The 21,760-nt window shown below is 70.8% G+C and carries 23 protein-coding genes; 11 read left to right on the forward strand and 12 right to left on the reverse strand.

Going from position 1 to position 21,760, the window contains the following annotated elements:
- Positions 1-24: 24 nt before the first annotated feature.
- Complete coding sequence (locus tag ACZ7LS_RS13220; RefSeq protein ID WP_382665577.1) at positions 25-579, forward strand: cupin domain-containing protein; 555 nt, start codon at positions 25-27, stop codon at positions 577-579.
- A 105-nt stretch (positions 580-684) separates the two neighbouring features.
- Here the strand turns inward: ACZ7LS_RS13220 and ACZ7LS_RS13225 are convergent, their stop codons facing one another.
- The 5 genes from ACZ7LS_RS13225 to ACZ7LS_RS13245 form a co-directional block, all read right to left on the reverse strand.
- On the reverse strand, positions 685-2,163 hold the full coding sequence (locus tag ACZ7LS_RS13225) for a UDP-N-acetylmuramoyl-L-alanyl-D-glutamate--2,6-diaminopimelate ligase (RefSeq protein ID WP_382518926.1): 1,479 nt from the start codon (positions 2,161-2,163) through the stop codon (positions 685-687).
- Between the two features lie 562 nt (positions 2,164-2,725).
- Positions 2,726-3,766 (reverse strand): DUF2510 domain-containing protein, encoded by a 1,041-nt coding sequence (locus ACZ7LS_RS13230; protein ID WP_382665579.1) that lies wholly within the window; start codon positions 3,764-3,766, stop codon positions 2,726-2,728.
- Positions 3,767-3,870: 104 nt separating this feature from the next.
- Entirely contained in the window at positions 3,871-5,259 is a 1,389-nt protein-coding gene (locus tag ACZ7LS_RS13235) for a carboxyl transferase domain-containing protein (RefSeq protein WP_382665581.1), read from the reverse strand.
- Entirely contained in the window at positions 5,252-6,739 is a 1,488-nt protein-coding gene (locus tag ACZ7LS_RS13240; RefSeq protein WP_382665583.1) for an acyl-CoA synthetase, read from the reverse strand. The genes ACZ7LS_RS13235 and ACZ7LS_RS13240 overlap by 8 nt, the downstream gene beginning before the upstream one ends.
- A 71-nt stretch (positions 6,740-6,810) precedes the next feature.
- Positions 6,811-8,160: an SLC13 family permease gene (locus tag ACZ7LS_RS13245; RefSeq protein ID WP_385129752.1), complete on the reverse strand. Its 1,350-nt coding sequence runs from the start codon at positions 8,158-8,160 to the stop codon at positions 6,811-6,813.
- 210 nt (positions 8,161-8,370) lie between these two features.
- Here ACZ7LS_RS13245 and ACZ7LS_RS13250 point away from each other — a divergent pair, with 210 nt between their 5' ends.
- The 3 genes from ACZ7LS_RS13250 to ACZ7LS_RS13260 all read left to right on the forward strand — a co-directional run bounded on the left by ACZ7LS_RS13250 (position 8,371) and on the right by ACZ7LS_RS13260 (position 10,696).
- Complete coding sequence (locus ACZ7LS_RS13250; RefSeq protein WP_385129754.1) at positions 8,371-9,078, forward strand: FadR/GntR family transcriptional regulator; 708 nt, start codon at positions 8,371-8,373, stop codon at positions 9,076-9,078.
- Positions 9,079-9,144: 66 nt separating this feature from the next.
- The gene (locus ACZ7LS_RS13255; protein ID WP_382665586.1) at positions 9,145-9,573 is read left to right on the forward strand and encodes a protein-tyrosine phosphatase family protein; all 429 of its coding nucleotides are present in this window, start codon (positions 9,145-9,147) and stop codon (positions 9,571-9,573) included.
- Positions 9,574-9,796: 223 nt separating this feature from the next.
- Positions 9,797-10,696, forward strand: a complete 900-nt coding sequence (locus ACZ7LS_RS13260; protein WP_385129756.1) for a ThuA domain-containing protein — start codon at positions 9,797-9,799, stop codon at positions 10,694-10,696.
- A 46-nt stretch (positions 10,697-10,742) separates the two neighbouring features.
- On the opposite strand, the gene ACZ7LS_RS13265 is transcribed toward ACZ7LS_RS13260, so the two are convergent.
- Together ACZ7LS_RS13265 and ACZ7LS_RS13270 are read right to left on the reverse strand one after the other, a co-directional pair.
- Positions 10,743-11,567, reverse strand: coding sequence for an aldo/keto reductase (locus ACZ7LS_RS13265; protein ID WP_382518902.1), 825 nt, complete (start codon positions 11,565-11,567; stop codon positions 10,743-10,745).
- 172 nt (positions 11,568-11,739) lie between these two features.
- The gene (locus ACZ7LS_RS13270; protein ID WP_385129759.1) at positions 11,740-12,957 is read right to left on the reverse strand and encodes an MFS transporter; all 1,218 of its coding nucleotides are present in this window, start codon (positions 12,955-12,957) and stop codon (positions 11,740-11,742) included.
- A 181-nt stretch (positions 12,958-13,138) separates the two neighbouring features.
- Here ACZ7LS_RS13270 and ACZ7LS_RS13275 point away from each other — a divergent pair, with 181 nt between their 5' ends.
- Positions 13,139-13,597 (forward strand): MarR family winged helix-turn-helix transcriptional regulator, encoded by a 459-nt coding sequence (locus tag ACZ7LS_RS13275; RefSeq protein ID WP_382518896.1) that lies wholly within the window; start codon positions 13,139-13,141, stop codon positions 13,595-13,597.
- A gap of 148 nt (positions 13,598-13,745) precedes the next feature.
- Here the strand turns inward: ACZ7LS_RS13275 and ACZ7LS_RS13280 are convergent, their stop codons facing one another.
- Positions 13,746-14,009 carry a type B 50S ribosomal protein L31 gene (locus ACZ7LS_RS13280; RefSeq protein WP_382879051.1) on the reverse strand — a complete coding sequence of 88 codons (264 nt, stop codon included), beginning with the start codon at positions 14,007-14,009 and terminating at the stop codon, positions 13,746-13,748.
- Between the two features lie 259 nt (positions 14,010-14,268).
- Between ACZ7LS_RS13280 and ACZ7LS_RS13285 the strand changes: the two genes are divergently transcribed.
- The gene (locus ACZ7LS_RS13285; protein WP_382518891.1) at positions 14,269-14,904 is read left to right on the forward strand and encodes a histidine phosphatase family protein; all 636 of its coding nucleotides are present in this window, start codon (positions 14,269-14,271) and stop codon (positions 14,902-14,904) included.
- Between the two features lie 24 nt (positions 14,905-14,928).
- Here the strand turns inward: ACZ7LS_RS13285 and ACZ7LS_RS13290 are convergent, their stop codons facing one another.
- From ACZ7LS_RS13290 to ACZ7LS_RS13300, 3 genes are all read right to left on the reverse strand, one after another.
- On the reverse strand, positions 14,929-15,354 hold the full coding sequence (locus ACZ7LS_RS13290; RefSeq protein ID WP_382879054.1) for a pyridoxamine 5'-phosphate oxidase family protein: 426 nt from the start codon (positions 15,352-15,354) through the stop codon (positions 14,929-14,931).
- A gap of 200 nt (positions 15,355-15,554) precedes the next feature.
- Positions 15,555-15,758, reverse strand: coding sequence for a cold-shock protein (locus ACZ7LS_RS13295; protein ID WP_365743233.1), 204 nt, complete (start codon positions 15,756-15,758; stop codon positions 15,555-15,557).
- Positions 15,759-16,033: 275 nt separating this feature from the next.
- Positions 16,034-17,026, reverse strand: a complete 993-nt coding sequence (locus ACZ7LS_RS13300) for an aldo/keto reductase (RefSeq protein WP_385129763.1) — start codon at positions 17,024-17,026, stop codon at positions 16,034-16,036.
- A gap of 64 nt (positions 17,027-17,090) precedes the next feature.
- On the opposite strand from ACZ7LS_RS13300, the gene ACZ7LS_RS13305 reads away from it, so the two are divergent.
- Both ACZ7LS_RS13305 and ACZ7LS_RS13310 read left to right on the forward strand, forming a co-directional pair.
- Positions 17,091-17,780 carry a TetR/AcrR family transcriptional regulator gene (locus ACZ7LS_RS13305; RefSeq protein WP_385129765.1) on the forward strand — a complete coding sequence of 230 codons (690 nt, stop codon included), beginning with the start codon at positions 17,091-17,093 and terminating at the stop codon, positions 17,778-17,780.
- A gap of 107 nt (positions 17,781-17,887) precedes the next feature.
- Positions 17,888-19,450: an MDR family MFS transporter gene (locus ACZ7LS_RS13310; RefSeq protein ID WP_382519433.1), complete on the forward strand. Its 1,563-nt coding sequence runs from the start codon at positions 17,888-17,890 to the stop codon at positions 19,448-19,450.
- 119 nt (positions 19,451-19,569) lie between these two features.
- Here the strand turns inward: ACZ7LS_RS13310 and ACZ7LS_RS13315 are convergent, their stop codons facing one another.
- A complete protein-coding gene (locus tag ACZ7LS_RS13315) occupies positions 19,570-19,866 on the reverse strand; it encodes a hypothetical protein (RefSeq protein ID WP_382518883.1) in 297 nt (98 codons plus the stop codon).
- Between the two features lie 209 nt (positions 19,867-20,075).
- Between ACZ7LS_RS13315 and rpmF the strand changes: the two genes are divergently transcribed.
- The 3 genes from rpmF to ACZ7LS_RS13330 all read left to right on the forward strand — a co-directional run bounded on the left by rpmF (position 20,076) and on the right by ACZ7LS_RS13330 (position 21,710).
- A complete protein-coding gene (gene rpmF / locus ACZ7LS_RS13320; protein ID WP_382518880.1) occupies positions 20,076-20,246 on the forward strand; it encodes a 50S ribosomal protein L32 in 171 nt (56 codons plus the stop codon).
- Between the two features lie 3 nt (positions 20,247-20,249).
- Positions 20,250-21,203, forward strand: coding sequence for an ATP-binding protein (locus ACZ7LS_RS13325; RefSeq protein WP_382518877.1), 954 nt, complete (start codon positions 20,250-20,252; stop codon positions 21,201-21,203).
- Positions 21,204-21,317: 114 nt separating this feature from the next.
- The gene (locus tag ACZ7LS_RS13330; protein WP_382518875.1) at positions 21,318-21,710 is read left to right on the forward strand and encodes an SCO5389 family protein; all 393 of its coding nucleotides are present in this window, start codon (positions 21,318-21,320) and stop codon (positions 21,708-21,710) included.
- Positions 21,711-21,760 lie beyond the last annotated feature (50 nt).

Below are 21,760 nucleotides of genomic sequence, written 5' to 3' on the forward strand. Positions count from 1 at the left end.
GCGCCACCGAAGAGCAGGATCTCCATGGCCTCGCACACGGAACACACGGAACACACCGAGCACGACGCGCACGACGCGTTCCATCCCGACCTACCGGACCACGACCACGACGAGAACCACGGTACGGCGGAGAACGGGCTGCCGCTGCGCGCGCGGCTGCATCACATCCGTGCCGACGCGCTCGACGGCGACACCGCGCAGACCGGCGGCATGCGGCGCTTCGCCGCGATCAGCGGATCCACCGTCGGTTCGGAGCGCATCTGGATGGGCCAGACGCATGTGGCGCCCGACACCGCGTCCTCCAACCACCACCATGGCGCCTCCGAGACCGCGATCCATGTGGTGAAAGGACACCCGGAGTTCGTGTTCCTGGACGACTCCAGCGGTACGCCGGAGGAGATCCGGATCCGTACCTCGCCCGGCGACTACATCTTCGTACCGCCGTATGTCCCGCACCGCGAGGAGAATCCCAGCCCGGACGACGAGGCCGTGGTGGTGATCGCCCGCAGCACGCAGGAGGCGATCGTCGTCAATCTGCCCGAGCTGTACGTACTGGGCCGGGAGCCGGACGCGAACTGACACACACCCCGGGCACGGGGCACGGCTCGGGCACGGCATACACCACCCGGGCAGCCGGCCCCGTGTCCCTGCCTCGCGCACGGCTCCTACAGGACGGGTTCGCGGCTACAGGACGAGTTCGCGCACGGTCGCCATATCGCTGAACGGCAGCAGTCGGTCACCGACGATCTGGTACGGCTCGCTGCCCTTCCCCGCGATCAGGACGATGTCGTCGGGGCCCGCGTCCGCCAGGGCGGAGGCGATGGCACGGCGCCGGTCGGCGAGCCGCTCGAACGGGGTGCCGGTGGCCGTGAGTCCCGGGGTGATCTGGTCCATGATCGCCTCGGGGTCCTCGTCACGCGGATTGTCCGAGGTGAGAACGCACAGATCGGAGTAGGTCCCGGCGATCTCGCCCATCCGCGCGCGCTTGGTGATGTCGCGGTCGCCGCCGCAGCCGAAGACGGTGACGATCCGGCCGCGGGCGAAGTCACGGATGGTGGTCAGCACCTTCTCCAGCGAGTCGGGCGAGTGCGCGTAGTCGACGATGACCGACGTGCCCGCCGGCGTCTCGAAGCGCTCGAACCGTCCCGGAACCGGTGGCATCCGGTCGAGCGCGCCGACCAGGCCGTCCAGATCGTGCCCCAGCAGCCGGCAGGCGGCCACGGTGGCAAGGGCGTTGGCCACCGAGAAGCGGCCGGGGACGGGGATCGCCGCCGGGTACTTGCGCCCCTCGTGGTGCAGCGTGAACCGCGTACCGAACGCGTCCATGGTGAGGTCCGTCGCCCGGAAGTCCGCCTCGGCATCGATCGCGTAGGTCGTCACGGCCCCGGGCATCAGCGCACCGATGGCGGCGCCCACCGGATCATCCGCGTTGACCACGGCGCGTCGGCAAAGCCCTTGGAACAGCCGGAGTTTGGCATCCCGGTAGTTCTCCATGGTGCCGTGGTCGTCCAGATGATCCTGCGTCAGATTGGTGAAGATCCCGATGTCGGTGTGGGCGTGGTCCACCCGGTGGGTCAACAGGCCCATGGAGGTGGCCTCCAGGACCACGGTGCCGACCCCGCGGTCGCGCATGCGCCCCAGCAGATACTGGAAGTCCGGCGCCTCGGGGGTGGTGAGCACCGACCTCGGCATGGGGATCGGTTCGTCGCCGATCCGGCTGCCCGCCGTCCCGATGACCCCGACCGTCGCGCCCTCGGCGAGCCGCAGCACGGACTCGACCATGTACGACACCGAGGTCTTGCCGTTGGTACCGGTGACGGCGACCATGTCCATGGCCCGTCCGGGCTCCCCGTAGTAGCGGGAGGCGACGAGGGACGCGGTGACCCGCGTGTCCCGTACCCGCACCGCACACACCTCCGTGTCCGCCCACACCGACACCGGCGGCTCCGGTGCCCCCGCGTCGAGCAGGACCGCCGCCGCACCGCGCGCGAGGGCCGGGCCCACGGACTCCGGTCCGCCCTCACGGTGGCCCGGAACCGCGATGAACAGCGAACCCGGTGAGACCCGGTGCGTGTCGAAACACGTGCCCGCGGTGATCGCCGTCTCCGGATCCCCCCGCAGAATCTCGTGGTCATGCCCGGCGAGCAGTGCGCTCAACTTCACAGGGGTCCTCTCGGAGATGCGACGTGACGGGTCTCCGGCGGTCGCCGAGTGGGCACCGACGGCACGCCGTGGCGTCGCGGAAGGGTGGGTGTACGGGGAGTGCGTACGAGATGCGCGCTCTCGCGAGCGGGTGACGGGGAACAGACCGGGAGGGAGCGGGCCGGGGCGACGGGCGGGGCGGACGAGCCGAGCGGACGAGCTGAACGCGCGAGCCGTGCGGCAGGTGCCCTACCGGAGGAGACCGGAACGGGCGGGACTGGAAGAACGGTCCTGCTGCATGATCCGGGGATCGGTTGCTAGCCGTGGCCGTGCAGGGCGCGGCAGCCGGCTTCCGGCGCCGACAGGGGGCCCGCTGCGGCGATCGCGGCGGCGGCCGAGCACAGCGCGCAGGGGGCCTGTCGCAGGCACTCCCTCACGGCACGTGTACAACCCATGTGTGGAGTGTACGGCCGAAGGACCGCTCGCGGCTCCGCCCTGTCGACGTACAGCGCTCAGTACCGCCGGACAGCACTCAGGCGGACCGCTCGGAGCGACCCGCCTGTGTGTGTGGATTCCGGCCCGCTCAGACTCCCTGGCCGCTGCCTCCGGAGCCGGTGCCCGCCGCCGCCTTGATCCCCTTGGTGATCTCGTCCATGACGGTCAGCTTCGGTGCCTTGTCGTTGACATCGAACCCGGAGCGTACGAGAACCATCAGTTCCGGGGACGTCGGTGAGGAGAACGCCAGCGACTGCACATAGCCGTCGTCCCCCTTGCTCGTGACGACCTTCCACCGCACCAGATAGCCCTTCTGCCCGGCGACGGTGACCGCTTCCGACTTCAGCTGCTGGTGCGAGGAGATGTCCCCGTAGATCGCGCCGCCGTAGGATTCCTCCGCATTGGCCTGGATGTCCTTCTCGGCCGCCGCCTTGGCCGTCGTGGCGTCGATCTTCAGGGCGGGCGCGGGAGCGGAGAACACCCCGCCCCGTACGCAGCTCTGCGACGTGTCCCCCGGGCACTCGTACTGCCCGGTCGTCACCCCGGCGCCGATGGTCCCCGATTCGCCGGTCCAGCCGTCCGGTACCGGAAGGCTGATCCCGCTGGCCGCGTCGGTGGCGTAGCCGTCCTCGGTCTGCGGCTGCTGCTGGGGCGCGCCGCCCTCTCCGCCGGGGCCGCCGCCCCGCGGTCCGTCGGGCGCCGGGCTCTGCTGGCCGGGCCGCGAGGGGGCGGCGGAAGGACCGGGGCCCTCGGGGCCTGCCGCGTTGTCGCCGCTGTCGCGCCCGAGCAGATAGGAGCCTCCCGCGATGGCCACCGCGACGACCACGGCGATGGCACCGAGCGCGATCCGTCGCCCGCCGCGCCGCGTGCCGGGTGGCGGTGTCGCGGGGTACGGCGGTGCCGGGTACGGCGACGCGGCGTAGGACGGAGCGGCCGGAGGCATCGCGGGAGGGGCCGTCGCGGGAGGTGCCTCGGGGGAAGGCGTCGCGGCGGGCGGATCCGACTCGGCGGGCGGGGCGGCGCGGACTTCGTCGGTCCACGCGGAACCGTCCCACCAGCGTTCCTGGCGCGGTCCTTCACCTGTGTGCCCCGGGTCGGGATGCCAGCCGGGCGGAGTTGTGTACGTCACGGCTCTCACCTTAAGCACATTGTCTGAAAAGCTTGTGAGAGGGCCATGAGAATCCCCCGTCGCGGACCGTCCCCGGCCGTTCCCGGCCGTCGCCCCGGGCCGCCTTACCCCCCTCCCCGCCCCGGATCCGGCACCGGCACCGACCCCGGGGCCGACACGATTCCGCGTACCACGCCCAGGGACACCAGGTCCTGGGGGCGCAGCCGGAGCTGGTCGGCCGTCACCCGGGCTTCCTCCGGGGCGCGTTTGAGAATCGCCGCCGCCAGTTCCGGAGCGATGACGGAGAAGTAACTGTCCGGTGTGGCCCAGGTGTTGTCCGGTGCCGACAGGGCCAGCGCCCCGCCGGAGCCGCCCTCACCGATCAGCAGGGTGGTGACGGGGACCGTGGCGGTGGCCACGGCGGCGAACAGGTCCGCGATGGCGCTGCCCGCTCCCGCGCGCTCCGCCTCCGCGTCATTGGCCGCGCCGGGGGTGTCCACCAGGGTCAGTACGGGGATGCCCAGCCGGCCGGCGAGCCGTACCAGCCGGGCGGCGGTGCGGTACCCCGCCGGACGCGTGGCGGTACCGCGCTGCGCCGCGTACGCGATCGTCCGGCCCTCTCGGCGGCCGAAACCGCACAGCATCCCGGGGTCGGTACCACCGCAGCGGTCCCCGCCGATCGCCTCACGGTGCGTGAAGTACGCGTTCAAGTACGCCTCTGCCCGGGGACGTTGAGGGACACGGGCCTGAAGAACGGCCTCCCATCCGGTGGCGGGCGGTCCGGCGAGGCCCAGCCCGTCCGGAGGCGGGGCGGCGGACGGCACGCCGTCCCGTACGCCTCCCGTCAGGAGTGTCAGCCAGTGGCCGACGGTGGCGCGCAGTTCGTCGCGGCCCACCACCGCGTCGATATGGCCCGCGGCGAGCTGTGCCTCCGCCGTGTAGGCGTACGGATCGGCGTCCGCCGGGCGCACGCGCGAGCCCGCGAACCCGATCTGGGCGCCCGGCAGGGCCAGTACGACATCGGCGCCCGCCCCGAGCGTGGCCCAGCCACCGCCCGTCGTCGGGTCGCGCACCACCGCCAGCTGCGGCAGCCCCGCCGCCCGGGTCAGGGCGGACTGCCGTGCCACCCGCTGGAGTTGGAGCAGCGCGCGCATTCCTTCCTGCATCCGGCTGCCACCCGTCGCGATCAGCGAGACGACCGGCAGCCCTCGCTCGCGCGCACGGGTGTACGCGGCTTCGAGCAGGTCGCCGGTGCGTTCCCCGAGGGAGCCGCCGAGGAAGCCGAACTCGAAGGAGATCAGCACCACTTCGAGCGAGCCGATCCGCGCGGTGCCGCAGACGACGGACTCCGTCTCCCCGGTACGTTCCCCGGCGCGGGCGCGGGAGGCGTCGTATCCCTCCCAGCCCAGCGGCCCGTCCGGCGCGGACACGCCCTCCGGAGCGGGCAGTTCGGTGAAGGCGCCCTCGTCGACGACGGCGGCGACGGCCTCACGCGCGCTCGGACGTTCAGCCATGGAGCGCGCGCTTCATGATCTTGCCCATGTCATTGCGGGGCAGCGCGTCCAGATAGCGCACGGTGCGCGGCCGCTTGTGCGCGGCGAGCTGCGCCGCCACGTGGTCCGCCAACTCCTCGGCGGACGGTGGCGCTTCGGCGCGGGCGGGAACGATCCAGGCGACGATCCGCTCGCCGAGGTCCGCGTCGGGCTCGCCGGTCACCGCGGCCTCCCGTACCCCGGGGTGCTCCAGCAGAACGTTCTCGATCTCCCCCGCGCCGATCTTGTAACCGCCGCTCTTGATGAGGTCGGTGGCCTTGCGGCCGACGATACGGACATAGCCGTCGGGGTCGCGGATCGCCATGTCGCCGGTGCGGAACCAGCCGTCGGTGAAGGCGGCCTCGGTGGCGTCGGGCCGGTTCAGATACTCCGTGAAGAGGTTCGGGCCGCGGACCTGGATCTCGCCGACCGTCTCGCCGTCGTACGCCTCGAAGGCGACGCCCGACTCGTCCACGAGCCGTAGTTCGACGCCTCCCAGCGGCACCCCGACGGTTCCGGCGCGCGGCTCGCCGTCCGCCCGCACGCTGGTGTTCATCAGGGTCTCCGTCATGCCGTACCGCTCGATGACCCGGCGGCCGGTCGCCGCCGCGATCCGCTCGTGGTCGTGCACGGGCAGTGCGGCGGATCCGGACACCAGCAGCCGCGCCCCGGCCAGCGCCTTCGCGAGCGCCGCGTCGCCGGCGAGCGCCTCGGCGATGCGGTGGTACATGGTCGGTACGCCGAAGAGCATGGTGGCGCCCGACGACAGTTCACGGGTGACGCCCTCGGTGTCGAACCTGCCCAGATGGCGGACGGATCCGCCGCGGCGCAGCGGGCCGAGGATGCCGAGGATCAGCCCATGGACATGGAAGAGCGGCAGCGCGTGGACGAGTACGTCGTCGGCGGTCCACTGCCACGCGTCCTCCAGCGCGTCCAGGGTCGCGGCGATGGCACGGCGCGGTACGACGGCGCCCTTGGGCGGCCCGGTGGTGCCGGAGGTGTACACGATCAGGGCGGGGGCTTCCGGGGAGAGTTCGGGGAAGGCGTCGTCCCCCGGGTGTTCCGTGGCCGCGCCGCCCGCACCCACGCCTGCGGCTCCGGCTCCGGCTCCGGCGATTCCTGCGTCCACGCGTGCCAGTTCGGCCAGCGCGGGCGGAAGGATGGCGTCCGGTTCCGCGACGATCAGGGTCGGGGCGCTGTCCGCCACGATGTGCGCCAGCTCGCGTTCACCGCTCCTGGGGTTGACGGGGACCGCGGGGACCCCGGCCAGCAGCGCGGCCACCACTCCCACGGCCGTGCCGAGCGTGGGAGTGGCCCACACCGCGATCCGCCGTTCACCGGCGATACGGGCGGCCAGGAAACCGGCCGCGTCCGCCAGTTCGGCATGGGTGAGGGCACGGTCACCGAACCGGAGTGCGGGGCGTTCCGAACGCGCGGTGAGAGCCGGGAAGAGAGGGGACACGCGTCGTTCTCCTTGGTGTTGACGGTGTTGACGGTGTTGACCAGTCTGGCCGGTCAGGGTGGTGGTGGCGGTCAGCCGAAGCCTGGCACCACCAGTACCAGCCAGACGGCGGCGGGTACCACCGCCACCACGATCCCTCCGTACACCATGAGCTGCCGGAAGAAACGCTCCCGGTCGACATCGGGCGCGGCGGCCAGCACCAGCGCGCCGTTGGTGGAGAACGGGCTGACGTCGACAACCGTCGCCGAGATCGCGAGCGCCGTGATCATGCCGATCGCCCCGATCTCGCCCTGGGCGAGGAACGGTACGGCGAGCGGGATGAGCGCGCCCATGATGCCGACGGACGAGGCGAAGGCGGAGATGATCGCGCCGATGTAGCAGAGCAGCAGGGCGGCGAGGAGCGGGATGCCGATGTCCCCGACGGCATGACCGGCGTAGTCGATCGTGCCCATCTCCTCCATGACACCGACATAGGTGAGGACACCACAGATGAGCAGTACCGTCGGCCAGGCGATCTCGCCCACGGCCTTCCGGCTGGTGTCCGGCCAGACGGCGCTGAGCAGTACGGCGAGTGTGATCGCGGAGAGCCCGGCGTCGAGATCGAAGCCGAGGACGGCGACGACGAGCGCGACCAGAGCGGCGAGGGTGGCGCCGACGGCGGGGGTGAGCCGGGAACCGCTCGGCCGCCCCGCCGCCGGCTCGCGCTCGCCCTTCTGGTCCCGCTGGTCCTGCTCGCTCTTCTGGTCCCGCTGGTCCCGCTGGTCCCGCTGGTCCCGCTGCTGGTCCGGGGCGGCCCGGTTGGGCTCCTCGCGCCTGCCGGAGAGCTTGAGTCCGCCGAAGAGGACGAAGACGATCCCGGCGATGACGAGATTCGCCGCGAGCGAGCCGAGGAAGAGGGTGAGTTCGCTGCCCGGCAGGTTCTCCCGCTCCACGATGCCGTTGACGATCGAACCGTAGATGCTGATGGGTGAGAAGCCGCCGCCCTGGGCACCGTGCACGACCATGGCACCCATCAGCAGGGGGCTGATCCCGTACCGCGCGGCGAAGCTGAGCGCGATGGGCGCGACGATCGCGACGGCCGCCGGGGAGACGGCCCCGATGGCGGTCAGCGCGCCGGTGATCACGAACATCACCCAGGGGATCAGCGCGATCCGGCCGCGGACCAGCCGTATCGCGGCATGGACCAGCCAGTCGGTGGTGCCGTTGGCGCGGGCGATGGCGAAGAGGTACGTGACGCCGACGAGCACCACGAACAGATCGCCGGGGAAGCCCGCGAAGACGCCGTCGGCGTCGAGACCGGCGACCAGGCCCCCGACGCCGAACGCGGCGGCGAAGGCGAGGGCGCCCATATTGATCGAGCGGGTGGTGGCGATCACGAAGACGACCGCGAGTACGAGGATGGAGATCAGTTCGGCGGACATGGCGCGGGCTCCCGTCCCTGGGTCCCTGGTTACAGAGGGGAATTGGCCGACTGGCTGACTGGACGACTGGCCAAGTGGCTGGACCACATTGACGGTCGGCCGGCGCGAGCGTCAAGGGATCCGGCAGGAATTGGCTCAGCCACTTGACCGCCCGGTGTTAGGCTGACACCCACAGGATCGGGAGATAGTGGGCAGGGATGGGGGGTCCGGATGTCCGACGCACTGCGGCCGATGGCCCGGCCGCGTTTGTACGAGCAGGTCCTCGACCGACTGCGCAGCTATGTCAGCGAGGGCGCCCTCGGCGCGGGCGACCGGCTGCCTCCCGAGCGGGAGTTGGCCCAGCGGCTGGGGGTGAGCCGCGCTTCCGTCAAGCAGGCGATCGTCGTCCTGGAGGTCCAGGGCCTGGTCGAGGTGCGGCATGGCGGCGGCACCTATCTGACCCGGTCCGGCCTCGATCCTGAGCCCGTCGAGCGACTGGTGGAGCGCAAGCGCCGGCTGCCCGATGTGCTGGAGGCGCGCGAGGCCCTGGAGACCAAGCTCGCCGAGCTGGCCGCGGAGCGGCGCACCGAACTGGATCTGGCGGCGCTGCACGACGCGCTGCACCAGATGTCCGACGAGATCGAGGCGGGCGGGTACGGAGTGGAGGGCGACCGGCTCTTCCACACCGCGGTGACCGCCGCCGCGCACAGCGCTCTGCTCGCCGAGTTCATGCGCTCCATCACGGCGCAGATCGCCGAGAGCCGCAATGAGTCCCTGCGCCAGCCCGGCCGCCCCAAGCGGTCGTTGGCCCAGCACCGCGCCATTCTCGAAGCGATCGAGAGCGGCCGGGGCAAGGCGGCCGCCGCCGCGATGCGGCGGCATGTGCGGACCGTGGCCAAGGTGCGCCTGCTGGAGTGGAATCCGGACGAGAGCGCCTGACGCCTCCGGACAGGCACCGGATCCTGCCCTTCCGCCCGACGGGGACGAACCGACTACGCTCGCTCCGTGACCGCCACCTGGGACCCCGCGACAACGGGTGTACTACGACTCCCCTCCGGCCGGCTCGTCCGGGGCCGGGGACTGCGCCGCCCTCTTCCCGCGGGCCAGGCGCCCGCCTTCGCGCTGTATCTGCTGGGCCGTCAACCAGCCCCCGTCGCCTGGGAATCCCGCTGGCTCCGCTGGCCCGACTTCCGGCTGCCGTCCGACCGCGCGGCAGCCGCCGCCGCGCTGCGCGAGACATGGGAGCGCGCCGGGTCGGAGCGCGTCGAGGTCGCCTGCGGCGGCGGGATCGGTCGCACCGGCACGGCGCTGGCCTGCCTCGCCGTGCTGGACGGGGTGCCCCGGGCCGAGGCGGTCGCCTACGTCCGGGAGCACTACGCCCGGCGCGCCGTCGAGACCCCCTGGCAGCGCCGGTTCGTCGCCCGCTTCCCCTGAACCACGGCATCCCCGCACTCCCGCGGCCCCGCTCCCCCGCACCCTGCCCCCGCACAGCGCACGTCCGGCCGGCCGCCCGGCCACTGGTCCATACCAAAGCCTTGACACGGCGTTGGTTCACTTCTTAAATCGTCCAGCAAGCGCTTCCTGCTGTCATGTGCGCGACATCCCCCACATTCCATGCGTCTCCGTTCACCCGACGGGCGCAGGAAGGATCGTCACGATGACCATGCTCAAGACCCGTACGGCACGCGGCCCGTTCCGCCTGCTCGTACTGCTCGCCCTCCTGCTGGGACTGGCCGCGGTGCCCGGCGTCGGACGCGCGCAGACACCTGCCGCCCCCGCGTTCAAGGTGCTCGCCTTCTACAACGGCACCTGGGACGCCGCCCACATCAGTTTCGTCCATGAAGCGAACGAGTGGTTCCCCAGGACCGCCGCCGCCAACAACTTCTCCTACGAGTCGACCAACAACTGGAACCGCCTGACCACCGCGAGCCTCCGGGATTACCAAGTGGTGCTGTTCCTGGACGACTTGCCGCAGACGGCGGCTCAACGGTCCGGGTTCGAGCAGTACATGCGGGCCGGCGGAGCCTGGATGGGCTTCCATGTCTCCGCGTTCACCACCGAGGCGCAGAAGTGGCCCTGGTATCACAACGAGTTCCTGGGCAGCGGTGGGTTCAAGTCCAACACCTGGGGCCCGACCACCGCCGTGCTGCGGACCGAGAACCGGACCCATCCCTCGACCACCCGGCTGCCTGCGACGTTCACCTCGGCCGTGAGCGAGTGGTACAGCTGGGCGAACGACCTCAGGAAGAATCCGGCCATCAATATTCTGGCCTCGGTCGATCCGGTCAGCTTCCCGCTGGGTACGGACCCCAACCAGTCCTGGTACAGCGGGTATTACCCGATCGTGTGGACCAACAAGAACTACCGGATGCTCTACGCCAACTTCGGCCACAACGCCATGGACTACGGATCGAACACCACACTGTCGTGGACGTTCGGCAACGAGGTCCAGAACCGGTTCGTCATCGACGGGCTGAAGTGGCTCGGCGGTGTGACGGCCGCGGCTCCCGCGGGCCCGGCCGGCACGGCCGGCACGGGCGCGGCGGCCGTGCGGTAGCCCCCTGTCCCGCGCGCGCCGCACGGCCGTCCGGCGCGGACTCCGGTCAGTTGAGGGTGTCGGGGTCCGGGCCGGTGCGCAGACCACGGTCGAGCGTGGCGAGGGCGGCCATGTCACCGGCCGAGAGCTCGAAGTCGAAGACATCGATGTTCTCGCGGATCCGGGCGGGGGTCACGGACTTGGGGATGACGATGTTCCCGAGCTGAAGGTGCCAGCGCAGCACCACCTGGGCGGGCGTCTTCCCGTGCCGCCCCGCGATCTCGGTGAGCGCCTCCTCCTGGAGCAGGGCGCCCTGCGCCAGCGGGCTCCATGCCTCGGTCGCGATGCCGTGCTGGGCATGGAAGTCCCGCAGCTCCTCCTGCTGGAGCCCGGGGTGCAGCTCGACCTGGTTGACGGCCGGGACGATCCCCGTCTCGTCCAGCAGCCGCTGGAGATGGGCGGGCTGGAAGTTGGACACACCGATGGAGCGTGTCCTGCCGTCGGCGAGCAGCTTCTCCAGCGCGCGCCAGGTGTCGAGATAGCGGTCGCGCGCCGGAGTGGGCCAGTGGATGAGATACAGATCCACCCGGTCGAGGCCGAGCCTGGCGAGGCTCGCGTCGAACGCGGCGAGCGTCGAGTCGTACCCCTGGTCGTCGTTCCAGAGTTTGGTGGTGATGAACAGCTCGTCGCGGGGCAGGCCCGAGGACGCGATGGCGCGGCCGACACCGTTCTCGTTGCCGTACACGGCGGCGGTGTCGATGCTGCGGTAGCCCGCCTCCAGCGCGGTGAGGACCGCGCCGGTGGTCTCCTCGTCGCCGACCTGGAAGACACCGAAGCCGAGCTGGGGAATCCTGACGCCGTTGTTGAGTACGACGTTGGGGACGGAATTCATGGTGTTCCTTTTCTTCGCGGGTTCACAGTGGGGGGAAAGACCGCGGATACGCGGTGAGGGAGAGCGGTGGGGGAATCGGCGGGGGAAAGAGCGGGCGCACCGGCTTCCAACGTAACGACGTCGTCGGCGCCGCGCGCTGTGGCGGTCCGCGGCCCGGGACGATCGAGCCGGGTCAGCGCGCCGCGGTGGTGGTCTGCTGGGGCTGCCGTACGGCGGCCGCCTCGACGGCCGCCTGTCCGGTGGCGGCCGTCCGGCGCTCCAGGGCGCTGGAGACGACCGCGAGGACGAGCGCGGAGCCGGCCAGCGCGGCACCGACCCAGTTCGGCGCCGTGTACCCGGACCCGGCGGCGATGACGATGCCACCGAGCCAGGCGGCCAGCGCGTTGCCGAGGTTGAAGGCGCCGATATTGACGGCGGAGGCCAGGGTGGGCGCGGCGGACGCCTGGTCGAGGACCCGCTTCTGGAGCGGCGGTACGGTCGCGAAGCCCAGGGCGCCGATCAGGGTGAGGGTGACGGCCGCCGCCACCTTGTTGTGCGCGGTGAAGCTGAAGAGCGCCAGCACCACGGCGAGCGAGCCCAGGGACACATACAGCAGCGGCATCAGCCGGCGGTCGGCGAACCTGCCGCCGATCAGGTTGCCGGCGACCATACCGAGGCCGAAGAGCACCAGCAGCCAGGTCACCGAGGAGTGGGCGAAGCCCGCGGTCTCGGTCATCATCGGCGTGATGTAGGTGATCGCGGCGAAGACACCGCCGAAGCCGAGCACGGTCATCGCCATGGCGAGCAGCACCTGCGCGTTACGGAAGGCGGCGAGCTCATGCCGTATCCGTACGCCTTCGGGCCTGGGCTGTTCCGGTACGAGCCCGGCGATGCCCGCGAGGCCCAGGACTCCTAGCCCGGCGACCACGAGGAAGGTGGCCCGCCAGCCGGCGCTCTGGCCGAGGAAGGTGCCGAACGGTACGCCGACGACATTGGCGACGGTCAGCCCGGTGAACATCATGGCGATGGCGCCGGCCTTCTTCTCCGGGGCGACCAGACCCGCGGCGACGACGGAGCCGATCCCGAAGAAGGCCCCGTGCGCGAGCGAGGCGACGACGCGCCCGGTGAGCATGAGTCCGAAGCTCGGGGCGAGCGCGGAGAGCACATTGCCCACCACGAACAGCCCCATCAGCACCATCAGCATCCGCTTGCGGGGGATCCGGGTGCCGAGGACGGTCATCAGCGGGGCGCCGAGCACGACTCCGAGGGCATAGCCGGTGACCAGCAGTCCGGCGGTCGGGATGGTGACGCCGTAGTCGGCGGCCACCTCGGGGAGCAGCCCCATGATCACGAATTCGGTGGTGCCGATCCCGAATGCCCCGATGGCCAGGGCGAGGAGCGCGAGTGGCATGGGTATGGCCTTCCAGAACGATTGCGCGAGCGCCTTACAAGCGAAGACAATACTTGCAGACGCCGATTAATTGCAAGCGCGCTATATTGCAGGAGTGCTCTATCCTGGGGTACGGGACCGGACGGGGCCGAAGGGACGTCGCCCCGCCGCCGCCCGCCCTCATCTCCCGCAGGAGGAAGCCATGACCGCCACGGACACCGCGCTCACCGGGCTCGCCCAGGGCTGGTGCGCCCTCTCGCTGCTGCACGGCAGGATCGAGGGGCATATCGAGCGCGCGCTCCAGGCCGGGCACGGCCTCAGCGTCCGTGAGTACTCCCTGCTCGATGTCCTCAGCCGTCAGCACGACGGCGAGGGCGGCCATCTCCAGATGAAGCAGGTCGCCGACGCGGTGGTCCTCAGCCAGAGCGCCACCACCCGGCTGGTCACCCGGCTGGAGGACCGCGGACTGCTCACCCGCTATCTGTGCCCGACCGACCGCCGGGGGATCTACACGAATGTGAGCGAGGCGGGGCTGCGGCTGCTCGCCGAGGCGCGGCCCACCAACGACACGGCGCTGCGGGAGGCGCTCGACGAGGCGGCGAAGGTCCCCGAGCTGGCCGCCCTGGTCAGGACCGTGGAGTCATCCGGCTCCGTCGCCTGACCCGGCCGACCCCCTGACTCGTCACACCTCGCGCCTCACACACGGAAGAGCCGGCCGGAAACCCTGTTCGGGGCTTGTGGCCGGCTCTTCTCACACAGGTCGCGCACTCGCGTCATGGACGCGGATCCGGCGAGCGAACCGTACGGCGTCAGCTCTTCCGCGCGGAGCGCCGGGCACCGTAACGGCGCTCGAACCGCTCCACCCGGCCGGTGGTGTCGAACACCCGCCCCGTGCCGGTGTAGAAGGGGTGGCTCGCGGAGGAGACCTCCACGTCGATGACGGGGTAGGTGTTGCCGTCCTCCCACTCCACACGCTGCGTCGAGTCCGCGGTCGAGCGCGTCAGGAACGCGGTGCCCGCCGCGCGGTCCCGGAAGACGACCGGACGGGAGACGGGGTGGATACGAGGCTTCATGGGAACTCCCTCCTCATGATGGATATCGTTTCCATCAGGTGGTACATGGGGGTAACGCGACGGTTCGCCCCGGCATTCCCCGCCATGTCCCGGGCGCCGGAACAGGGGACACTGGGCGTGACGGGTCTCCCGCGGCCCGTCGAGGAATGCGCTCGGGGCCCGCCGGGTTCCCTCTTCGGCACGGGCGGGCCGTCCGGGCCGAACGACCGCCGGGGACGGCTCCGGCGGCGGAGTGCGGAACAGGAAGTGGGCGGCACCCATGGGTGAGTTGATCCTGGTACGGCACGGAGAGACCGCCTGGTCCCTGTCCGGCCAGCACACCAGCCACACCGACCTGCCGATGACCGAGCGCGGCGAGAGCGAGGCGCGTTCCCTGGTGCCTCTTCTCGACGAACGCCGGATCGGCCTCACGCTCGTCAGTCCGATGGCGCGCGCCCGGCGCACCGCGGAGCTGGCCGGTCTCGACGGGCTGCGCGCCACGCCGGATCTGCGTGAGTGGGACTACGGCGGCTACGAGGGCATCACCACGGCCGAGATCACCCGCACGCGCCCCGGCTGGGACCTGTGGACCGACGGCACCGTCCCCGGCCCCGACGGCCGGCCCGGGGAGAGCCCCGCGGATGTCGGGCACCGCGCGGACCGGGTGCTCACCCAGGCGCTGGAGGGGCTGCGCTCCGGTGACGATGTCGCGCTGGTCTCGCACGGCCACTTCCTGCGGGTGCTCACCGCGCGCTATCTCGGACTGGCCCCGGCCGCGGGAGCCCTGTTCCAGCTCGCCACCGGGACCGTCTCCCGCCTCGGGACGGAACACGACCGGCCGGTGATCACCGCGTGGAACCTCGCCCTCCCCGAGAGCGTGCGGCGCGCCGCGCGGGAGAAGGAGAACGCGGCCTGACCGGCGCGCCGGGGGCCGCGGGCCTCAGAGCTGTCCGAGGTCGGCGGAGAACCAGTGCTCGGGCCGCATCCGGATGACGACCTGTTCGCCGTGCTCGGACCAGGCGAAGTCGACATACGCGGCGACCTTGTCGGCGGCGACATAGCGGGACGCCAGCTCGTGGAGCGCCTCGCGGGTGGCGGGCTCCGTCGAGGTCACGGAACCCTCGACCGAGACATAACGGACCGTGGGCTCGACGCGTTCGACCATCAGGGTGAAGCGGCCCGCCTCCGCGATGAGCCGGCCCTTGCGCGAGTCCCGTCCGGTCATGATCCAGATGTCTCCGCCCGGCCGGTACTGGTACCAGATCGGCACCGTGAGCGGAGCCCGGCCCTTCGCCGCCTCCACCGCGAGCGCGGCGATACGCGGCTCGGCCAGGAACTGTTCACGCTCTTCTCGGGTCAGTGCCACCGAAACTCCTCCGTCTCTCGGACCGGCCCCACCGCTTCCGTCGCGCGGCGGTCGTCCGGCACGGTCAAGCCCTCCCCCGTTTCACGGACGGGGTAACGGCAAGGGCGCCGGTCCGGCGGAAGGAAGCTCCACCGGGCCGGCGCCCTCTTGCTCCGTGCCGACGCTCGGGTCCTGCTCAGGCCCCTTGGGACGGCGCTGTGTTACGAGGGGAGGATGTTCTCCGCCTGCGGGCCCTTCTGGCCCTGGGTGACGTCGAAGGTGACCTTCTGGCCCTCCTGCAGCTCACGGAAGCCGGACGTCGAGATGTTCGAGTAGTGCGCGAACACGTCGGGGCCGCCGCCGTCCTGAGCGATAAAGCCGAAGCCCTTTTCCGAGTTGAACCACTTCACTGTTCCACTGGCCATGATGAGTCTCCGTTTCAAGGGACGCAAAGATTCCCGCACCGTACGGGAACCGGAGGTGATCGCCTTGGTCCGCAGAGACGCTGAACAGCACAAACGCCCGTGACGGCACGTCACGGGCGAGCGGTACTTCGGAACCACGACAGCTGATCAAGACGCTACAGGGCGCGAAGCGATACAGCCACAGAAACGACCAACTCTTGCGTCTGTGCCGCGCAATCGGAGCGCGAACGGCCCACGATCACCCGTTCGCCAGCAGGGCCACGGAAGTCCGGGCGCTACCAGCGGGGGTGGATCGAGGCGCGCAGCCGGCGGTCGTACAGCTCCTGGACCGCCTCCAGGGCCGACGGCGACAGCGGCGCGAGATCCGCCGCCGCGCTGTTGGCGCGTGCCTGCTCGACGGAGCGGGCACCGGGAATGACGCTGCTGACGCCGGGCTGCTGAATGATCCAGCGCAGCGCGGTCGCGGCGGGGGTGACACCCTCGGGGGCCAGTCCGGCGAACTCCGCCGCGGCGGCCAGTCCCGTCCCGTACTCGATGCCGGAGAAGGTCTCGCCCTGGTCGAAGGCCTCGCCGTGCCGGTTGTACGTGCGGTGGTCGTTGGCGGCGAAGACCGTGTCCACGGTGTACTTCCCGGTCAGCAGGCCGGAGGCGAGGGGCACTCGCGCGATGATGCCGACCCCCGCGGCGCGGGCGGCGGGCAGTACCTCCTCCAGCGGCTTGAGCCGGAAGGGGTTGAGGATGATCTGGACGCTCGCCACACCGGGGCGCGCGAGGGCGGCGAGCGCCTCGGCGCAGGTCTCGACGCTCACGGCGTAGGCGGCGATCCGCTCCTCCGCCACCAGGGTGTCGAGCGCGTCGAAGACCTCGTCGGACGTGTAGACGGGCGTGGGCGGGCAGTGCAGCTGTACGAGATCGAGGGTGTCCACGCCGAGATTGGCCCGTGAGCGGTCGTTCCACGCGCGGAAGTTGTCCAGAACGTAGTTCTCCGGGACCTGGTCGGCCCGTCGGCCCATCTTCGTCGCGACGAACACCCCGGCGTCCGGGCGGCCCTTCAGATAGCGGCCGATGAGCTGCTCGCTGCGGCCGTCGCCGTACACATCCGCCGTGTCGAAGAAGGTGACGCCCGATTCCACGGCCGCGTCCAGGACGGCGAAGGCGTCCGATTCGGCCACCTCGCCCCAGTCGGCACCCAACTGCCAGGTCCCCAGACCCACAACGGATACGTTTCGTCCTGTTTTGCCCAGTGTGCGCTGCTCCATACGGATCATGTTACGGCGTCGGTGGCGGGTAATAAATTTTGCGGATCCTGCACTTTTGCATACGCTGCAAGATGTGAGAAGTGAGAGTGCGGTGCTGGGGCTCCGCGAACGCAAGAAGCGGGCCACGCGTGCGGCGCTGGCGGAGGCGGCGGTGCGCCTGGCCGCCGAGCACGGCGCGGAGAATGTCACCGTCGAGGCGATCAGCGAGGCCGCGGGGGTCTCGCCGCGTACGTTCTTCAACTACTTCGACAGTCACGACGACGCGTTCGTCATGATCGACCGGGGCATCGGCCAGCGGGTACGCCGGGCGGTGCGCGAGGCACCGGGCTCGGTGCCCGCGCTCGACGCGGTCCGCGAGGCGCTCGCGACCGAACTGGCCGATGTGGCGGAGCGGCAGGAAATCTGGGAGCTGCGGGCCACGGTGCTGCAGCGCTCCCCTCATCTGCTGGTCCGCGGCATGGGCGCGCACATGGCCGAGGAGCTCGAACTGGCCGAGGCGATCGCGGAACGGCTCGGCGCGCCGGCGTTCCGTACGGCCGAGGGCGAGCGGAGCACCCGTGGCCCCGGTCCCTGCGCGCATGTTCCTGACACCTCCGCGCTCGGGCTCTACCCACGGCTGCTGGCCGCCGTCGCCACGACGGCCGTACGGGTCTCCGTCGAGCACTGGTGCGCGCAGGGCCCGGAGGTCACCTTCCCGGACGTCTTCCGGTGCGTCTTCGCCCAGCTGGCCGCCGGCCTGCCGGAACCCCCGGCTGACGGCTGACGGCCCGCTCCTCCACCGCTTCCACTGGCTCCACCCACGCATCGACCTTGGACTTGAAGAAGGACACCTTGAGTGCAATAGAGGCGCCCGAACAGGCGCAGACCTCCATGACCAACCGGCAGATACTCCAGGCCATGTCGGGGCTGATGGCCGGCATGTTCGTCGCCATCCTCGCCAGCACGGTGGTGGCCAACGCCCTGCCCCGGATCATCGCCGACCTCGACGGCAGTCAGTCGTCGTACACCTGGGTCGTCACGTCCGAACTGCTCGCCATGACGGCGACCGTGCCCCTCTGGGGCAAGCTGTCGGACCTCTACAACAAGAAGCTGCTGCTCCAGCTGTCGCTCGCCATGTTCGTGATCGGGTCGCTGCTGGCCGGCTTCTCCCAGGGCGTCGGCCTGCTCATCTTCAGCCGTGTCGTCCAGGGCATCGGCGCCGGCGGTCTGACCGCGCTCGCGCAGATCGTCATGGCCGCGGTCATTCCGCCCCGGCGGCTGGGCAAGTACTCCGGGATCTTCGGCGCCGTCTTCGCCGTCGGTACGGTCGCCGGGCCGCTGATCGGCGGCGTGCTGGTGGACACCTCGTGGCTGGGCTGGCGCTGGTGCTTCTTCATCGGCGTGCCGTTCGCGCTGGCCGCGATCCTGATGCTCCAGAGCACGCTGCGGCTGCCCACGGTCCGGCGTGAGGTGAAGATCGACTACCTGGGCGCGTTCCTGATCGTGGCGGGCGTCTCCGCGCTGCTGATCTGGACCTCCCTGGCGGGCAACCAGTTCGACTGGGCGTCCTGGCAGACCTTCGCCCTGACCGGCACGGGTGTGGTGCTGCTGGTGGCCGCGGTCTTCGTGGAGGCCCGGGTCCCCGAGCCGGTCATTCCGCTGGACATCTTCCGTAACCGCACGGTCGCCCTCACCACGGTCGCCAGCCTGCTGGTCGGTGTGGCCATGTTCGGCGGCACCGTCTTCCTCTCGCAGTACTTCCAGATCTCGCTCGGCAAGTCCCCGACCGTCGCCGGGCTGATGGGCCTGCCGATGATCCTCGGTCTGCTGGTCTCCTCCACCGTCGCCGGCCAGATCATCAGCGCCACCGGCAAGTGGAAGGTCTATCTGATCGCGGGCGGCGTGATCATGACGGCCGGTCTCGGCCTGCTGGCCACCATCAGTGCCGACACCGGCTTCGGGCTGCTCAGCCTCTACATGGCGGTGCTCGGTGTCGGCGTCGGGCTGCTCATGCAGAACCTGGTGCTCGTGGCACAGAACGACGTACCCGCCGCCGAACTGGGCGCGGCCACATCCGTCCTGTCGTTCTTCCGCAGCATGGGCGGAACGATCGGTACGAGCGTCCTCGGCGCGGTGCTCGCCAACCGGGTGGCGACCGAGATGACCAAGAGCCTGGGCGAGTCCGGCCAGGGGGCGTCCGGCGGCTCGGGCCATGGCGCCGTACCCGACGTGTCGAAGCTGCCCGCCGCCATGCGGGAGATCGTGCAGCACGCCTACGGTGTGGCCACGGCGGAACTCTTCCTCGTCGCCGCGCCGTTCGCCGCGCTGGCGCTCGTCGCGGTGCTCTTCATCAAGGAGAAGCCGCTCAAGACGACGAGCGGCATGGAGCGGCTCGCGGAGGAGAGCAAGCAGGCGGAGGGCTCCACGCCGGCTCCGCCCTCCCCGGTCGGCTGATCCGCGGGAACTGCCGCACGGCATGACATCACGGCCCCGGCCGCGCCCTCTCGGGTGCGACCGGGGCCGTACGCGTAGATCCGGACAGGCCCTGGACGACCGGGCCGTACGCGGAGGGGTCAGTGGTCGTCCCAGTGACCGTCGTGCTCGGCATGGCGGTGTCCGTCGTGCACATAGTCCACATGGTTGCCATGAGGCACTGACACATGCCCGCACCCTTCCCCGTGCTGGTGGGCGTGACCACCGTGCGGGGCGTGGGCTCCGGGCTCGCATTCGTCCACATGGTCCTCGTGAACCGCGTGGACATGGCCGTCGTGTGCGTAGTCCACATGCCCGTCGTGCGGGAACGACACATGGCCACAGCCCGTGCCGTGCCGGTGGGTGTGGTGCGGGTGGGGGGCGTGCGCAGCGGTCATGGCTCTCTCCAGTTCGTTCGCGGACGGCCGGCCGCCCCAGGTCCCGTCGGCGGCGCCGGCCCGATGCCGCCTTCCCGGCGAGCCCCGCGCGGGGCTCGTCGGCATCCCTGCGGTAATCGGGTGCGGCGAGGCGGTTTTGGTAACGGTGTTCATTTGCATGTAGCGTTCGACGGCGTCACGTCGTGCTCCGCGCACTCAGGAGGTCCGCCATGGCCGTACCCAAACGGAAGATGTCCCGCAGCAACACCCGTCACCGCCGGGCCCAGTGGAAAGGCGTCACGCCGACCCTGGTGCCTGTCACCCTCGACGGTACGTCCCATCTTGTACCCCAGCGACTCGTCAGGGCGTACGAGCGCGGCCTGCTGACTCCGGAGGGCTGAGCCGTGCGCGTAGCGTTCGTCGGCAAGGGCGGCAGTGGCAAGACCACACTGTCGGCCCTGTTCGCCCGGCAGTTAGCCGCCGAGGGGGCGCCCGTGGTCGCCATCGACGCGGACATCAACCAGCATCTGGCCGAGGCTCTCTCCCCCGGCGAGGGAGAGAGCTACAGCGCGCCACCGCTCAGCTCGCGCACCGGCGAGATCAAGGACTGGCTGCGCGGGGACAATCCACGGATCGCCTCACGCGAGGAGATGATCAAGACCACCCCGCCGGGACGCGGTTCGCGGCTGCTGCGACTGCTCGGCGAGGACCCGGTGCACGCCCACCACGCGCGTCCGGTGGGCGGGGTGCCGCTGATGGTGACCGGGGTGTTCGACGACAGCGACCTCGGGGTGGCCTGCTACCACTCCAAGCTCGGCGCCGTCGAGCTGTATCTGAACCATCTGGTCGACGGGCCCGGCGAGTACGTCGTCGTGGATATGACCGCCGGCGCGGACGCGTTCGCCTCCGGCCTGTTCACCCGGTTCGATCTGACGTTCCTGGTCGCCGAGCCCACACGCAAGGGCGTCTCCGTCTACCGCCAGTACCGCGATCACGCACGGGAGTTCGGGATCGCGCTCGCGGTGGTCGGCAACAAGGTCACGGGCGAGGACGACCTCCTCTTCCTCAAGGAGCATGTCGGGGACGATCTGATCGCCTACTGCGAGCAGTCCCCCTGGGTACGGGCACAGGAACAGGGCCGTACCGGCGGCGGGCTCGAACCGCACAACGCGCACACCCTGCGCCAGCTGCGCGCCGCCGTCGACGCGCGCCCCAAGGACTGGGACGCGTTCCAGCGCCACGCCGTGGAGTTCCATCTGCGCAACGCGCGCGCGTGGGCCGACCGGGCCACCGGGAGCGAACTGGCGCTCCAGGTCGACCCCGGCTTCCGGCACGGCCCGGACGCCCTGGACGTGTAAGCGCCCCGGACGAGTAGGTCCGACGCGTTCCGACACGTCCAGCCCGGCTTCCGCCGCGCCGCTCCCTCCCCCACCGGGGCCCCTGTGACCCCCGACCCGACAGGACACACACCCATGTCACTCGATGTCTCGCCCACGCTGCTCGCCGACGCCGAGAACGGCCAGGTCCGCGAAGAGGACTTCGTGGACACCGTCCGGACCTCCCTGCCGTACGCGTACCACCTCATCGCCGGTCTGGTCGGCGAACTGCGCGGCGGCGACGCCGTGTTCGCCGACAACCAGACACCGCCGCCGTCCGAGCGCGAGCGCGGCCAGCTGCTGCGCGCTCTCGCCAGCGACGCCATCCGCTCCAGCCTGGAGCGGCACTTCGGGGTCACCCTGGCGTTCATGAACTGCCACCGCGTCGCCGTCTTCCGTCCGGAGGACCGGGGCGGTGCGACGCACACCCGGTTCACCTCGGTGCGCTCGCAGATCCTCAACCAGTCGCCCGAGTTCCGGGACTGCTGAGCGGGCCGCTCCGGACGGCCGGCGAACAGCCGCCGGGCGATCACGGAGCG

The organism is Streptomyces sp. NPDC039430, from assembly GCF_055639435.1.